The sequence below is a fragment of the Veillonella sp. 20925_1_51 genome (assembly GCF_041431445.1).
In the GTDB taxonomy this organism is placed as follows: domain Bacteria; phylum Bacillota; class Negativicutes; order Veillonellales; family Veillonellaceae; genus Veillonella; species Veillonella nakazawae.
The window spans coordinates 35172-51742 of record NZ_JAPVXT010000008.1 but is presented as its reverse complement, the minus strand read 5'-3'; the positions used below and the strand labels follow the sequence as shown (position 1 = coordinate 51742).

At 38.1% G+C, this 16571-nt stretch carries 11 protein-coding genes and 1 riboswitch; of the genes, 1 reads left to right on the top strand and 10 read right to left on the bottom strand.

Translation table 11 applies throughout. The features are described 5' to 3' along the window. Positions 1–3 precede the first annotated feature (3 nt). Complete coding sequence (locus tag O3607_RS08525; RefSeq protein WP_371443694.1) at positions 4–2907, bottom strand: DUF3427 domain-containing protein; 2904 nt, start codon at positions 2905–2907, stop codon at positions 4–6. Positions 2908–3222: 315 nt separating this feature from the next. On the opposite strand from O3607_RS08525, the gene O3607_RS08520 reads away from it, so the two are divergent. Continuing rightward, positions 3223–4158, top strand: a complete 936-nt coding sequence (locus O3607_RS08520; RefSeq protein WP_119208969.1) for a DUF3829 domain-containing protein — start codon at positions 3223–3225, stop codon at positions 4156–4158. 106 nt (positions 4159–4264) lie between these two features. On the opposite strand, the gene O3607_RS08515 is transcribed toward O3607_RS08520, so the two are convergent. The 9 genes from O3607_RS08515 to O3607_RS08475 form a co-directional block, all read right to left on the bottom strand. After that, positions 4265–5818 (bottom strand): ABC transporter substrate-binding protein, encoded by a 1554-nt coding sequence (locus O3607_RS08515; protein WP_371443693.1) that lies wholly within the window; start codon positions 5816–5818, stop codon positions 4265–4267. 248 nt (positions 5819–6066) lie between these two features. Then, a complete protein-coding gene (locus O3607_RS08510; RefSeq protein ID WP_156719994.1) occupies positions 6067–6879 on the bottom strand; it encodes an ABC transporter ATP-binding protein in 813 nt (270 codons plus the stop codon). Further along, complete coding sequence (locus O3607_RS08505; protein WP_005385379.1) at positions 6872–7669, bottom strand: ABC transporter ATP-binding protein; 798 nt, start codon at positions 7667–7669, stop codon at positions 6872–6874. Before O3607_RS08505 ends, O3607_RS08510 begins: the two co-directional genes overlap by 8 nt. Positions 7670–7681: 12 nt before the next feature. Beyond that, positions 7682–9250, bottom strand: a complete 1569-nt coding sequence (locus O3607_RS08500; RefSeq protein WP_178885538.1) for an ABC transporter substrate-binding protein — start codon at positions 9248–9250, stop codon at positions 7682–7684. A 149-nt stretch (positions 9251–9399) separates the two neighbouring features. After that, on the bottom strand, positions 9400–10221 hold the full coding sequence (gene nikC / locus O3607_RS08495; RefSeq protein ID WP_105089750.1) for a nickel transporter permease: 822 nt from the start codon (positions 10219–10221) through the stop codon (positions 9400–9402). After that, a complete protein-coding gene (gene nikB, locus O3607_RS08490; protein WP_178885540.1) occupies positions 10221–11159 on the bottom strand; it encodes a nickel ABC transporter permease in 939 nt (312 codons plus the stop codon). The genes nikC and nikB overlap by 1 nt, the downstream gene beginning before the upstream one ends. Positions 11160–11306: 147 nt before the next feature. Further along, positions 11307–11495: riboswitch (cobalamin riboswitch) on the bottom strand. 390 nt (positions 11496–11885) lie between these two features. Then, on the bottom strand, positions 11886–13217 hold the full coding sequence (gene potE, locus O3607_RS08485; RefSeq protein WP_178885542.1) for a putrescine-ornithine antiporter: 1332 nt from the start codon (positions 13215–13217) through the stop codon (positions 11886–11888). 616 nt (positions 13218–13833) lie between these two features. After that, positions 13834–15261, bottom strand: a complete 1428-nt coding sequence (gene argH / locus O3607_RS08480; protein WP_371443692.1) for an argininosuccinate lyase — start codon at positions 15259–15261, stop codon at positions 13834–13836. After that, positions 15261–16472 (bottom strand): argininosuccinate synthase, encoded by a 1212-nt coding sequence (locus O3607_RS08475; protein ID WP_371443691.1) that lies wholly within the window; start codon positions 16470–16472, stop codon positions 15261–15263. The genes argH and O3607_RS08475 overlap by 1 nt, the downstream gene beginning before the upstream one ends. Between the last annotated feature and the right edge of the window lie 99 nt (positions 16473–16571).

The window sequence follows — 16571 nt, the reverse complement described above, 5'->3', positions numbered from 1 at the left end:
TCCTTACCCATTAATAATATAATCATAAATATCATCCCGTACGGGCACTTCAAGTTGATACTCTAGCTCTACTGCCATAGTACCATTTGCCATAAAGATTTCTTTAGCTCGTTCTCGTCCTGTAGAATGAATAGGACCCAAATAGTAAAACTCTTTAGACTCTTCATCATCCTTATTCTTTCTCATAAACAAGTGCATAGAAACCCCTAAGGCATCAGCGTTAAATGCAGTCTGCACATCATCAGAAGAAAATGATCGTTTATTTTTAGAAATAGCTTTCAATAATCCTGGATTTTCAAATCTATCTTCATACTTAATAGTATCTTGAATATCATCTGCTTTATGATAATTGATGAATACAGGATACGTCTTTGTTTCCTTATGGAATTTATATCCCCCAATATTCAATGGCACTTCATTTTGAGGCCATTCTAATAATTGACACACTTGTTCATAGGTATACTTTTCATATAAAGCAAAAGGAGTATTCGGATAAATCTTACCTTTATATTTATCATCAAACTGTTTCAAACCATAGGCAACAAGTTCTTGCACTTGCTCTTTAAAATTACTATTTTCTAATGCATCTTTAAATGCTTGAGATATTCCATAACGACCATTAGATAATTCAATAAATACACTATCTTCAAATGTCTTTTGTGCCGCTTTCACACCGAATTGATTTGTCATAACATTAATGAGATTAATTCGCCCATGCTCAGATAATTCTACATCATATGTATTTAAAAGCTCATTAGATACATATGTAATAACATCCTGTTTTCCTTCTAATAATGCTTGTAATGCTAATAGCTCTCGTACACGTATTCCTGTTGTTAGTTTTTGAGATATAAAATGTAACATCCGTTCCTGAACAGGTGTGAATGATACATCATAATCCTTATCTTTAATCTTTATCAAGAAATTATGATAGGACTTAAATTTATAAAAAATTCGACTTACATCAATAGAACCATGTTCTGCAAAATCAGAAATTCTAGGAATACGACCTAATTTAAAGCGCAAATTAAAATAGGCTTCTTTTATTAATTTCATATCAGAAAACTTTGCCGTATCAATAGATTCGTAAATACGTTGTTTCGCAATTTTATCAAAATGTACTGTTGAGCTACCAGGGATAATACGATTACCTGCTTGTACATATCGACGCAATGTATCTTTGTTATAACTTCTATCACCAGATAGTGCCAAGGGAATCATAAAGTTATTTGTATAGTTCCCAATAAAATCAAGGATAACTACATATTCCTTATCTTCAAACTTACGAAGTCCACGTCCTAATTGTTGAATAAAAATTATTGGGCTTTCAGTTTGACGTAACATAATAACTTGATTGATTTCAGGTATATCAACGCCTTCATTAAATATATCCACAGTAAATATATAATCTAACTGCTCATCAAGTCTACCTTGATACTCCCCGGTCCCTGTTAATCGAGCAATCGTTTTCTCTCTACTTTCTTGGCTATCCTCACCCGTCAAGCTTACCGTGCGATAAATCCCTCGCTCATTAAAAGCGTCAGATAAAGCCTTTGCTTCAACGCGATTACTGCAGAATACCAGGCCTTTTACTCGACTACCACTATGTCCAAAGTAGCGAATCTTTTCAATAATTTTATCTACACGCTCCTTTGTTGATAAATTAGAAAAAGTAACCTCCATATCAGTAATCGGTTCGTCTGTATCAACCCATAAGTCACTAATACCAAAATAGTGGAATGGACACAATAAATCTTCCTCTAGAGCCTGTTGTAATCGAATTTCATAAATAATATTATGATCAAAGAGCTCATATAAATCATAACCATCAGTCCGCTCCGGACTTGCAGTCATACCTAATAGAAACTGTGGTTTAAAATAGTCGATAATACGTTGATAACTTTCAGAGCCTGCACGATGTACTTCGTCAATAATAATACAATCAAAAGTTTTTGGATCGTATTGTTTCATTACATCATAACGCCCCATCATTTGCATTGTAGAAAATACATGGGTAGCATCATATTTTTTAACATTACCAGATACTAACCCAAACGTTATAGATGGATCATTATAAACCCGTTCAAAACTTGCCATTGCCTGTTTTGCTATTTGTTCGCGGTGCACTAAAAATAGAATTCTTTTCGGATTCATTTCACGCATCGTAAAGGCTGCTGCATAAGTTTTTCCTGTCCCCGTAGCAGAAATTAAAAGCCCTCGTTTAGCCTGATTAGCTCTTAGCTCATTAAAGTTGGCAATAAACTGTTGTTGCATTATATTAGGTTCTAAAGTAGGTAAATCAACTTGATTAAACTGTTCCGCTACAGACCTTTGAGAAGAACGTTCTGGACGAACCCATCTAGGCTTATACCAAGGTATAAACTCTTCATAAGGAATGGCAAATTTTGAATCCCAATACAGTTCAAATTCCTCATTAATCTCTCGAGCATAAGTATCGCTACCATGTACTTCAGAACGGGTATTCCACTCTCTATTGCTCTTTAGCGCATTAATAGTTAAATTAGAACTACCTATTATAATTTGATAGGATTCATCTTTCCTAAAAATATATCCCTTTGTATGAAAACCATGTCCACTACCTTGAGTAGTACAATATACCTTCAAATCAATATTCTTTAGATTACCTAAATCTTCTAGAACTTGTGGACTATTAAAACCAAGATAATCTGTTGTTAATATGCGACCATGTACACCTCGATCTTCTAACTCTTTAAGTATTGGCTTTAATGTTAGTAATCCTTCTGGTGTTATAAATGCTACAGATATTAAAAACTCATCACAATTACGCAAACCATCTTCTATAGCAGATAGCACATTGCGCCCTTCCCCATTTGCTATGAGTTCTGAAGATGTAGCAAAGTTGAGTAAACGATTCGATTCTAACATAAAAAACTCCCCATATAATGAATACTATACTTGCTATTATACCAGCCGCAGCTGCAGCGTCTAGAGAAATATATTTTTATGCAGAATAGCTTGTTTATGTAAAAGCCTTTTAAGGTTATCCCTCTACAAATCACTAATTACAAATATTAATACATGTTCACATAACATAATTTCATCTATTCCTTATGATTCTCCACTCTATACGTCTTTTTTGGGACGTAAGTTTATGATATAATATAACTAATTACTCTTAGGGGCGTAGTCCGCCCAAACGGATCCAAAAAGAGTTAGTGTGTTTTCAAGGAGCGTGCGCAGTTGAAAAAGGGGTACATCAAGTTAATAGCAGCTGTTATACTTGGCGTCGCTATTATCGGTGGTGGGATCTACGGGGTGTATACACTCTTGTCATCCAATACAACGACAATTTTATATCGATCAACCGTTGACGACAAGATCAACGCTATCCGACCTTATATCGTCGCATTAGACTCATATAACGCGTACAGTGTAGCCTATGCAAATCAATTACAACCAACTCTTGAAGAGTTACGTAATGGGTCCCATAACACGACGATTACATTACCAAAATACAAAGATCTTAAAACAGCATTAGAGGCTGCAAAGCAAGATAGCCCTACTCCATACGAAGATGTAAACCAATCAACTAATGATGTATTAGCAGTGCTAGATCAATTGATTCCTGTTGCGGATCAATTGCAAGCCTACTATGTAGAACGTCGTTTTGAAAAAGATAATTTCAAAGGTAGCGATGAGTTAGCGGCACAGTATGTACCTCTAGCTGAACAATTCTACGCTACATACAATGCTTTAGATTTAGCCTTAGATAATCGTAATAATGAGCTCTATACAGAACGCATGACTGAATATCAAGGTGAAAAACGTGAAAACGCAGTTAACTTCATCGAGTTAAATCTCATGACGGCCCAAACAATCGATCTTATCGATCCAGATGGAAATACAGATACCCAAAAGGTTGAAGCAAACTTGCAACAAATCACGCAACGCATCAACAAATTACAACCTGGTACAACATCAGAAACGCAAAACGCAGTTCGCGAGTATCAAGATTCTGTAAAAGAGTTTGTCGCAGAGGCTCGCAACTATATCATCATCAATTCTTCCTACGGCGAAGCATATACACAACTATTTATTAAATATAACAAAATGGTTGGCAAAGCAAATGTCGTAAATATGGCAGAACTTGATGCAACAGATCAAAAGAAAAAATAACTAACTACCAAAAGAGGACTAGCCGTGGCTAGTCCTCTTTTGATATGTCTACAACTACTTTAAATTATATTAACAAGTTTCATTACTATAGGTTTATATAATAAAATTATTTCCGTTTTAAGTCTTTCGTAATAATATAGTATTCAGATGGAGATATCTTAATACCATCGATATTGTTATTCCCTACAATATTAATCTTAGGATATCCAAGGAAGAGTGCTATCGAATCATCTAGCATCAATTGTTGTGCATTGATCAACGCATTACGACGCACTAATGGATCGTTGGCACTTTCACCAAGAGCTAACAATTCATCGAAACGTGGATTGGAGAATCCAGAACCATTTGCCTCAGCACCGGTCCCCCAGTATTGTTTCAAGAACCATACAGGTTGGCCAGTATTAGCAGTAACTACACTAGAGATGAGCATATCGTAATCCCCAGATTGCGCCAATGTATCAATCACAGCATAGTCTATGATTTTAATTTGTAAATCTACACCGATTTTTTTGTAGTCCGCTTGTAATGCCTCTGCATATAATGGCAATTCAGGACGAGATGTATAGGCATAGAAATCAAGCACTAGGTTTTCACCATCTTTATCTACAATCCCATCACCATTTGTATCAATATAACCTTCACGTTTAAGTAATTCTTTAGCACGTTCAACATTATATTTATTAGGATCCCGCAATTGATTGAATCCATAATCAATGGACGGTGGCAATGGAGCCTTACCGGCAATAAAGGTATCCTTCATAAGGTTCTTTGCATAGGACTCACGATTCGCTCCGGCAATGAGGGCCGCTCGAAGATTAGCATTCTTAAGCTTGCCTTTTTGGCTCATCCGAACGAATACATCACGTAAAGATGATCCTTCATAAATAGTAAATTTCTTATCGTTTTGGAAGATACCATATTCGCCAGGTCCAATGCTAACGGCCATATCTACATCACCCGCTTGCAATGCCATAGCTCGTGTATTGGCATCGTTAATAGATGGAATTTCAACCTTAGCAAAGCCTGGCTTGCCATCCCAATAGTTATCATTCCGTGCTAGCTCAGCACGCTCTTTTGTAAATGATGTCACTACATAAGGACCAGTACCAATAGGACCTTCCTTCGCAATATCACGACCATTTGCCTCAGCAGTTACATCCATAATCAAGAATAATGGATCTCCCAACAAGTTTGGCAAATTATAATAAGGCTTATCGGTCTTAATTGTGAGCTCTTGACCATTAGCCGTCATTTCAGTGTAATTAAAGAATGTTTTTGCCCGTTTACTTTTCCCGAAGGTTCGTTCCAAAGACGCCTTTACGGCCTCAGCAGTAAGAGCATTACCGTTAGAGAACTTAACCTTATCGTTGATGGTGAAAGTCCAAGTCAGCTTATCATCACTTTGTTTCCAAGAGGATGCTAACCAGGGTTTAGCATTCATGTGATCATCAAATTTTATTAGAGTTTCCCCTACACCATATCGTACAACGGCCCAGCTAAAATAGTTTTCTGTTGGTTCTAATGTACCTGCAAAGCTAATAGCCCCTACCTTTAATACATCATTAGATGAATTGGATAATTGATTCATACAGCCTACAGTACCAAGGACCGTAACACCCAGCATCATACCAATCAGTAATGCCTTACGTAATCCTTTCATTCACACACCTAACCTTTCTCTATAAGTATATGTATATGTATATCATTTCATATGAGCATATTTTAATTATACCCATAGGGGTATATCGCTTAGTCAACTATACTATATATTTAGTGTTAACACAATCATTTTTGAGAAAATTTTCGATATATTTATGTAGAAGCAAAAATTATCCGCATAATAAATAATAGATAATATAAAAATAGCAGTTAACCAAATGGCTAACTGCTATTTTATATAATCAAAATTTATGCTTTCCCAGCTTCTTCTAAAGTAAGTGGCTTATGATCTTTACCAATTTCAAAGATAGAACTCAATAGAACCTTTGTATAAGGATGTTTTGCATCTGCTAAATGGAATGCATCTAGCTCTTCAACGATAGCACCTTTATACATAACCACTACCTTATGACACATGGTACGAATGAACGCAATATCATGAGCGATAAATAGATATGTTAAATTTTTCTTCTTTTGTAAACGCGCTAGTAAATAGGCGATGGAGTCTTGTACAGACACGTCTAGAGCACTTGTTGCCTCATCTAGAACAAGAATTTCTGGTTCTAGTACAATGGCACGAGCAATAGCTACACGTTGACGTTGACCACCAGACATTTCATGAGGATAACGATGCATGAACTCGCGAGGTAGGTCTACCATTTCAAGATAGTCACCTGCGATTTGTTCTTCTTTTCCTTTTTCAAGAAGCCCAAAATTGTATAACGGTTCAAGGATAATATCCTTTACCTTCATACGCGGATTGAAAGCTGCAGATGGATCTTGGAATACCATCTGAATTTTCTTGCGGTATTCTTTCGTTTGCTCAGAGTTCATATGTTGAATCTCTACACCATCTACATAAATCTCGCCTTCTGTGATAGGCAGCATCTTCATGATCATACGAACCAAAGTTGTTTTACCAGAGCCAGACTCCCCTACAATCCCAAGGGACTCGCCTTTTTCTAAGGTGATATTAATACTCTTACACGCTTCGAGCTCACCACCAGTAGGAAGTGGGAATCGTTTACATACATTTTTTAATTCTACAGCGTAGTTAGTCAATGTAACGACCTCCTTCCAATGTTGGTACAGCATCTTTTAATTGCTTCGTATATTCATTAGATGGGTTTTCCAAAATATCTTGCGGTGTGCCAGCATCAACAACACGACCCTTTTTCATAACAATGATATAGTCGGACATATAGGCCGCTACACCAAGGTTATGCGTAACCATTACGATAGCAGAATTATGCTCTTTAGCAAGTTCTAGCATTTGCATAACAACTTGTGATTGTGTTGTTACATCTAAAGCAGATGTAGGTTCATCACCAATTAATAACGCAGGATCCAGCGCTAATGCCATAGCAATGCCCACACGTTGGCGTTGACCGCCGGATAATTCATGTGGATAACGGCGCAATATATCTGCCCCATTAGGGAGAGAAACAGATTCTAATAACTCAATTGCTCGTCGATCACATTCATCATTGGTAATTTCTATATGAGATTTAAATAATTCTCTAAACTGTTTACCAATGCGAACTATTGGGTCTAAAGCACTACCACTATCTTGGAAAATCATGGCCATGTCTTTACCACGTATAGCTCTCCATTCAGACTTAGATAGGGTGCGAAGGTCTTGACCATTAAAGAGCATTGTACCATCTGTGACCTCACCACCTATAGGCAATAAACCCATGAGGGCCCGGATCACGGTAGTTTTACCGGATCCAGATTCCCCTACAATGGTCAATACCTTACCGCGTTCCAAGGTAAAGTTTACATCCATAACAGCAGGCACACCTTGGTACGCGATGTTAAGGTTCTCTACAGTTAGTATGTTTTCTGCCATTATAGCTCCTTATTATTTTGTAATTTTATTAGTAATCCAGTAGTAGTCACTTGGGTACATGACAGCACCTTTCAAGTAAGAACCAGTAACGATATTAGTTTTAGGGTAACCTAAGAACAATGCAGCACCATCATTCATCAATAATTGTTGAATTTGAATTGCATAGTCACGACGTTTTGCAGGATCAAATTCAGTTTCAGCAGCATCTAACAATTGGTCAACTTGTGGATTGGAGTAACCAGAACCGTTTTGAGGGTTGGAACCATCCACATTAGTATGCCAGTAGTTAGCTAAGAACCAGATTGGATCGCCTGTATTAGCAGTTACGATGTTGGAGATAAGCATATCATAGTCGCCATCTTGACCCATTTTATCAATCAAGTTATAGTCAACTGTTTTGATTTTCATGTCGATACCCACTTTTTTAAGGTCTGCTTGAACAGCTTCTGCATAAAGTGGTAATTCTGCACGAGAATTATATACTACGAAGTCAAATGTTAATGGTTTGCCATCTTTATCAAGGATGCCGTCCCCATCAGTATCTTTCCAACCATCTTCTGCTAATAATTGTTTAGAACGTTCAGGGTTATACGCATTAGGATCTTTCAAATCTTTGAAGCCATAGTCCATGGATGGTGGAATTGGTGCGGAACCAGGAATGAATGTACCTTTTAACAATACATCAGCATAGTTTTTACGGTCTGTTGCGGAAATAACTGCAGCACGTACTTTGTCATCACCAAGAACACCTTTTTGGTTGATACGAGCCAATACTACGCGAAGAGATGCGATTTCATCAACCTTGAACTTATCGTTATTTTGGAATAAGCCCATTTCACCAGCACCGATGTTAACCGCCATATCTACGTCACCAGATTGCAAGCTCATAGCACGCGTATTAGGATCATCGATGGAAGGAATTTCTACAGTTTTAAATGGTACTGTACCATCCCAATAGTTTTCGTTAGCAGCCATCTCAGCACGATCTTTTGTGAAAGATTTAACTACGTATGGACCTGTACCGATAGGACCTTCCTTGGCAAAGTTACGGCCATCTTTTTCAGATTGAACGTCAACGATTAGGAACAACGGATCCGCTAAAAGGCCAGGCATATTAGGATATTCTTTTGTTGTATGAATAACTAATTGTTGACCATTAGCTTCCATAGAGTCATATTCGAAAAATGTTTTTGCACGATTGGATTTTTCAAAAGCCCGTTCGATAGATGCTTTAACTGCTGCAGCATCAACTTTTTTACCATTAGAGAATTTCACCTTATCATTGATTGTGAAAGTCCACGTTTTATGGTCTGGGGATACTTCCCATTTAGATGCAATCCATGGTTGAGGTTTCATGTGTTCGTCAAACTTAGCCAATGTTTCGCCTACACCATAGCGCATAACAACCCATGCGAAGAAGTTTTCTGTAGGTTCTAATGTGGATGCGAAGTTAGTTACACCAACTTTTAAAACATCCTTATTAGCAGCACCATTATTATCAGAGCCGCAACCAGCGATGAAGGAACCCATCACTACAATGCTAAGACCTGCTAAGAGGGCTTTTTTCCAAGATTTTTTCATGTAAAATCTCCTTGTTCCATTACATATAAACATAAAACATACACATCATGACCACTACAATCTACAATAGTCATAATGGAAAAACCTTATTACCGCCTATTTATATAACAACTTTCACAACACAACCTATAAATAAGCATCACACATAACTAACCTTGGTTCTTAGGATCCACTACGTCCCGTAAGGAATCAGACCAAAGGTTAAAGATAGCAACTACGATAAGGATGGACATACCAGGGAATGCCATCAGCCATGGACTGGTTTGTAAATATTGACGACCTTCGTTAAGCATAAGGCCCCATTCTGGTGTTGGTGGTTGAGCACCAAATCCAAGGAAGGAAAGACCTGCTACTTCAATCATGATAGCCCCAATATCAAGAGCCCCTGTTGTAACAACAAGAGGAAGGATATTGGGAATGATATGACGTCTTAGAATAGTCGTTGTAGAGGCCCCCATCATGACAGCCGCCGTTACATACTCTTCACCGCGAACTTTCAACGTCATAGACCGTACAAGACGAGCATATTTTGCCCAACCAACTACAGATAGCGCTATAATCGTATTCACAATGCTACCACCCAAAATACCAGCAATGGCAATGGCTAATACTACACCCGGGAAGGATAGCATAATGTCCGCAAGACGCATGAGGACCATTTCGATTTTCCCGCCGAAATAACCAGCTACAGCACCGATAATAGTACCAATGCTTACCATGATAACAACGATACTGACACCCATAAACAAGGATAACTGTGTACCATAAATGATGCGAGACAATACATCACGACCAAGCTTATCTGTACCAAACCAATGTTGACTACTTGGCGCTTGTAATGCTTGACTCAGATTTGAGCTAAAAGCATCACCCGGAGCAAGCCATGGTGCAAATATAGCTATGAGAACTACCACAATCATCAAGGCGCTATAGAAAGAGAACAATTTATGTTTTTGAATAAATTCTGCCATTATGCTCTCTCCCTTTTTAATCTAGGGTCTAACAAGATATATGACGCATCAACTAATGCATTAATACACATATATGCTAAGGCAACCCACAACACAAAACCTTCGATCAATGGATAGTCGCGCATGGTAATGGCATATACTGCCATATTCCCAAGGCCAGGCCAGGAGAATACCATTTCAATAACTGCAACACCGCCTAATAACCAACCGATAACAACGCCCAGTATAGTGATAAGTGGTAATACTGCATTAGGCAAAATATGACCGAATAAAATTTTCATCTCACTCACACCACGAGCACGTGCGCCGATAACATAATCCTTTTGCATTTCTTCAAGAATAACGAGACGAACTTGGCGCATGTACTTGGACCCGACTACAACAGCTAATGTAACGGCTGGTAGAATTACACCGATAGGAGTTACACGAGAAGATGCAATAGGAACAAGTCCTAATTTAAGGCCAAAGATATAAATCAGTACAAGGCCTAACCAGAATGATGGCATAGACACGCCTACAAAGGAAGCAACGCGCAACAGATAGTCGATCCATTTGTTTCGATTTAAGGCGCTTATAATCCCTGCCGGCAATGCATAGAGCAATGTAAATACTAATGCTGTACCTGCTAGCATAACTGTCCCTGGCAAAGCCTCCAACATACGATCTACAACAGGCTTTTTAGCAGAGTAACTCATCCCTAAGTCACCTTGTGCAGCATTCACAACCCAGTTTGCATATTGCACTATAAACGGTTTATCTAACCCAAGCTGAGCTCGAGTTTCATCGATAAGCTCCTGAGATACAATTGTATCTGCCGTTTCTAGTAACATCGTTACTGGATCGCCTGGTGCTAAATAAGTGAGACAAAATGTTAAAAAAGTAATGCCAAACAGTGTAACAATGAATTGACCTAGCTGTTTAGCAAAGCGTTTGCCCATAGGCGCCTCCTCCTATACTCTCTAAATACTACAATAATCTAAATGAACAACTAATATGCTTATTTCTCCCGATATAGCAGAGGTGCATATAGGAAAACGACAAAAAAGGTTAGTCCACCTGACTAACCTAAATTAAGTATAGTATGTACAATACCATACATTTAGAGCAGGCTTTCTGACTCATGATTCATCGCAATATTTCGGCCTTCCCAGTTTCCCAGTGACCCTATAATGAAACCTTGCTCCTCATTACAGCTATTTGCATAGTATGGGATTTACACCCATTTTCCTCTTTTACGCTCGGTATACCCCGACACTCATTAGTTTATTCATTTTTATCGATTATAAATATACTATATTAATAATATGTTTACAATACATATACCCCTTAGGGGTATTGTTATATTTAGTAAAATCAATATAATTTTTATACTAATAAAAATTATCGATTACTGAACAAGTCTCTATTTATGTATAAACCCATACAAATCACTTTATATATATGATTTTTTCCGTATTAACTGTATCCAACTGTATATATATTAATTATTATTATAATGGTAATTTTCTCATGAATTTTTTTTATACATACCGAAAAAACTCTTAATCACTTTAGCAACTATCAATTATTTATAATTAATAAAATTATAATTAATAAGTCTGATTAATATACCAAAAAGAGGCTGTTACTAAGTAACAGCCTCTTATAAGACGAGAGATATTCAGTTAATCGATACTTTGTTGTAAGCGGTGCGCTTTGCGTGTAGCCCACGCTTTACGCAAAACATAGATCACAAGACCAATGCTTACTGCCACGGCACTACCAACCATAGCATCAAAGCCACATGCATAGATAGCATATAAGCAATACACAACGCCTGCACCAAATACGTAATTGTAGCGTTTAATACGGCTTTCAGCTACGCCAGCCATACGCATCATTGTAGGTACAGCTAAGATGCACAATACATATGGTACTACGTTAGTTACAACCGCTAAGTTTACCAATACTTCAAATTGCTCACGCAAAGAATCACTTGCAGTGAACAATGTAAGTAATGTTTCAACAGCGAGTAGAATGAATACGCCACGAACAGGAGCATCATTACTATTTACACGAGCGAATACTTTAGGGAAGTAACCATGTTCCGCTGCGCTTTTAAATACGCGAGACAATGTGAATTGCCAGCAAAGTAAAGCGCCAAAGCAAGAAATAACCATTGCAGCCATCACGATATTTGCAATTGTATCATTGAACATGTATACGAATGTCAAACCGAATGGTGCGTTAGAATTTAATAAGTCGATGTTAGGCACGATACCGGCCATAACGTTTGTGGACAAGATGTAAACCACTGCCACTGCTAATGTACCCGCTACAGTTGCGATAGGTACGTTTTTCTTTGGATTCTCAACAGCATCAGCATTAGCCGCTGCGGACTCAAATCCTAGGAAGCCCCACAATGTGAGGGAAATGGATTGTTTTACTGCATCGTAAAACGGAAGATCATTTGGGTTCCAAGCCGCCCAATAAATAGATGGGTCAAACCAATACCAGCCGATTGTACCAATTAATAAAACCGGCACAATAGAGCCCCAAATAGTCATGTTGCTGAGTCGACCTGTGAAGCGATTACCACGGAAGTTCAAAATCGCTGCGAACCATAAAAGCACAATTGTTACTTGGCTAGTTTGTGTTGCATTGAGGTCAACACCAAAGAAAGCTGCGCCATAACCTACGGCAGATACCGCGATGGCGATATTAGCAATGATGAGAGATATGCTGTAAGCATAGCTCGCCATAAAATGTCCAGTTTTACCGAAGCGGTGTTCTGCATAACCGCCCATGCCCCCTCTAATCTGGGAGAACATACCCGCTTGAGCAAAAATATACGCTAACAGAAGCGCACCCACAGCTGTTACGAGCCAAGATAAAACTGAAATAGTACCAACTTGAGCCAAATTAGTTGGTAACATAATGATCCCAGCTCCTAGCATATTGGCTGCTACCATTGTGGTTAGCTGGAATACAGACATTTTTTTAGCGGTGGTTTTCATGTATCAATCCCCTTTCAAAAGGTGAATTTTTTCTCGTCCATAATTCACTTAAATATAATATACCGCTAAGTAAATTCAGTTCGTGCTGTGATGGGCTTGAATGTGAATTTACCATTGTTATTCTTATTACGAATTAAATAATAACACCTATGAACCCAAAATGAAAGTACTTTATTGGCGGACAAGCATTATTACACGAATTGAATAAATTATAGTTAATTTATCATCTAAAACGAACAGAACTCATTTTAACAATGACAGTGTATGTTTTTACCCCATTTTATTCTGTGTATATATGTGATTTTTACTATCTATCATGGTTATAGTGTCGTAGTACAAGACTATTGTTTTTGCACAGTCCACTGTATACGTACACAAATTTACACCATTTTAATAGTAATTTATCAATTAGAATACCTCTTTTCTAGAAATTATCTATCATTCAAATAAAAAAATCGATATACACATAAGCTTAAAGGTTAATATAAAGCACTTTAACATAAGACTTATATGTATATCGATCTTAAATTTTCAATGTCACAAGTAACGATTACTCTGAATGTTACTCTTATACAGGATGTGGCCCTAAATCAAAACATTAGGCTTACTAAAGCAGTTATGCTTGCACAGATTCAACAATTGCTTTCCACTGAGCAATTTGTTTTTCTTCTCCGGCGATAACAGCTTTACCATTGTTCCGTTGTCTTTCCACACATTCTGGAGCTGTACCAGAGTAGTTATTACGTCCTGCTACACAGGCTTCGATGGAAATGGCATCAAGAATATCTGCATCGAAGTGATCAGAGATAGCTTTGAAATCCTCAACAGATAAATCAAGTAATACGCAGCCTTTTTCGATACAATGATGAACAGCATTACCTACGATTTCATGCGCTTCACGGAATGGAACACCTTTTTTTGCAAGGTAATCTGCCATATCTGTAGCATTAGAGAAGTCATCATCGAGGACAGCTTTCATATGAGCCCCATTAACCTTCATACCACGAATCATAGCCGCATTAATGGACAATGCAAAGTGTACTGTATCGATAGCATCAAAAATGCCCTCTTTATCCTCTTGCATATCTTTATTATATGTAAGTGGCAAACCTTTTAATGTAGTTAATAAACCTAACAAGTGGCCATAGGTACGACCTGTTTTACCACGAACAAGTTCACATACATCAGGATTTTTCTTTTGTGGCATAATGCTAGAGCCTGTACAATGAGCATCATCAAGTTCAATAAAATTAAACTCATTGGTAGACCACAAAATCAATTCTTCGCTAAGGCGGCTCAAGTGCATCATCACAAGAGATGCAAAGGACAAGAATTCAACTACATAGTCACGGTCGGATACGGCATCCATACTATTTTCGTAAATACGGGAGAAGCCGAGTAGCTTTTGCGTATAAGTTTGATCAATACCGTATGTAGAACCTGCTAAGGCCCCTGCACCAAGTGGCATGATGTCTGCGTGTTTGAAGACCATCAACAAACGGTCAAAGTCACGTTCTAGCATAGAGAAGTATGCCATCATATGATGACCGAACAATACAGGTTGTGCCCGTTGTAAATGCGTATAGCCAGGCATGATAACATCGCTGTATTTTTCAGCCGTTTCGATGAGAGCTTTTTGCATATCTACGATGAGCTCGCCCATTTCTACTACGGCTTTACGCACATACATATGCAAGTCTACTGCACATTGGTCATTACGGCTACGGCCGGTATGTAAGCGGCCACCGGCTTCACCAATATTATCTGTTAGGTGCTTTTCAATATTCATATGAATATCTTCAAGAGCCACGGAGAATGGGAACTCCCCTTTATCGATTTGGCCTTTTATCTTTGTTAAGCCCTCAACAATAGCGTCCCGATCTGCGTCGGAGATAATATTTTGTTTTGCTAGCATAGTCGCATGTGCTTTACTGCCTGCAATATCTTCGGCGTACATCCGCGCATCAAAAGCGATAGAGGATGTAAAATCCTCTACCGCTTTATCAGTGCCTTTTGTGAAACGCCCGCCCCACAATTTAGCCATTATTTACCTGCCTTTTCTTTCATTAATGCATTAATTTTAAGAGGTAAACCGAACAAGTTGATGAAACCAGCCGCATCAGCTTGGTTATATACATCATCTTCTTCAAATGTTACGAAATCTTCGCTGTACAAGGAGTATGGAGAAGTTGCACCAGCAGAGATAATGTTGCCTTTGTACAATTTAAGTTTTACTTCACCAGTTACAGTTTTTTGAGTTTCATCAACGAATGCTTGCAAAGCGTTCATCAATGGTGCGAACCACATGCCATCGTATACGAGTTCAGCGTATTTGTTAGCAATAAGTTCTTTGTAGTGGTATGTAGCTCTGTCGAGGCAAAGGTATTCAAGTTCTCTGTGAGCATACATGATGATGGATCCACCTGGATTTTCATAAACGCCACGGGATTTCATGCCTACTAATCTATTTTCAACGATATCTACAACGCCTACGCCATAGTGTGCACCGATTTCGTTGAGTTTTTCTAACAATTGTAACGGAGTATCTTCTTGGCCATCTACTGCTACAGGTACGCCATCTTTGAAGGATACAGTTACATAACCAGCTTCATCTGGAGCTTGTTCAGGAGTATGTGTTACCAAGTACACATCATCTTTAGGAGCATTTGCTGGATTTTCAAGATCGCCGCCTTCATGGGACAAATGCCATACGTTTTGGTCCATAGAATATGGATGGGATTTTGTAGCCACAACTGGAATGTCGTGTTTAGCAGCGTATTCCATGCAGTCTGTTCTAGATTTCAAATCCCATTCTCTCCAAGGAGCGATGATTTTCATATTAGGAGCCAATGCTTTGATAGCAAGTTCGAAACGAACTTGGTCATTACCTTTACCAGTTGCACCGTGAGCGATAGCATCAGCGCCTTCTTTTTTAGCAATATCTACAAGGATTTTACCGATTAAAGGTCTAGCGAAGGATGTACCTAATAAATATTTGCCTTCATAAACTGCACCAGCTTTTACTGTTGGCCATACATAATCTTTTACGAACTCTTCTTTAGCATCAACGATGTACGCTTTAGAAGCACCAGATTTGATTGCTTTTTTCTCAACTGCATCATAATCCTCAGGTTGGCCCAAGTCTACGCACACTGCAATGACTTCAGCGCCATAATTTTCTTTTAACCAAGGAATGATAACGGATGTGTCCAAACCACCAGAATATGCGAGTACTACTTTATTTGCTTTACCCATGATAACACCTCATAAAAAACTTACTATGTATTTAAACTCATATAATCAATATTATATCAGATAATTGTGAAAGCACCGTGGCATCTAGCTCACCGGTCA

What these genes read in the sequence shown, in the direction of transcription:
- O3607_RS08525 (WP_371443694.1), bottom strand. Translation starts at nt 2,907, where the DNA reads ATGTTAGAATCGAATCGTTTACTCAACTTTGCTACATCTTCAGAACTC.
- O3607_RS08515 (WP_371443693.1), bottom strand. Translation starts at nt 5,818, where the DNA reads ATGAAAGGATTACGTAAGGCATTACTGATTGGTATGATGCTGGGTGTT.
- O3607_RS08505 (WP_005385379.1), bottom strand. Translation starts at nt 7,669, where the DNA reads ATGGCAGAAAACATACTAACTGTAGAGAACCTTAACATCGCGTACCAA.
- O3607_RS08500 (WP_178885538.1), bottom strand. Translation starts at nt 9,250, where the DNA reads ATGAAAAAATCTTGGAAAAAAGCCCTCTTAGCAGGTCTTAGCATTGTA.
- nikC (WP_105089750.1), bottom strand. Translation starts at nt 10,221, where the DNA reads ATGGCAGAATTTATTCAAAAACATAAATTGTTCTCTTTCTATAGCGCC.
- nikB (WP_178885540.1), bottom strand. Translation starts at nt 11,159, where the DNA reads ATGGGCAAACGCTTTGCTAAACAGCTAGGTCAATTCATTGTTACACTG.
- potE (WP_178885542.1), bottom strand. Translation starts at nt 13,217, where the DNA reads ATGAAAACCACCGCTAAAAAAATGTCTGTATTCCAGCTAACCACAATG.
- argH (WP_371443692.1), bottom strand. Translation starts at nt 15,261, where the DNA reads ATGGCTAAATTGTGGGGCGGGCGTTTCACAAAAGGCACTGATAAAGCG.
- O3607_RS08475 (WP_371443691.1), bottom strand. Translation starts at nt 16,472, where the DNA reads ATGGGTAAAGCAAATAAAGTAGTACTCGCATATTCTGGTGGTTTGGAC.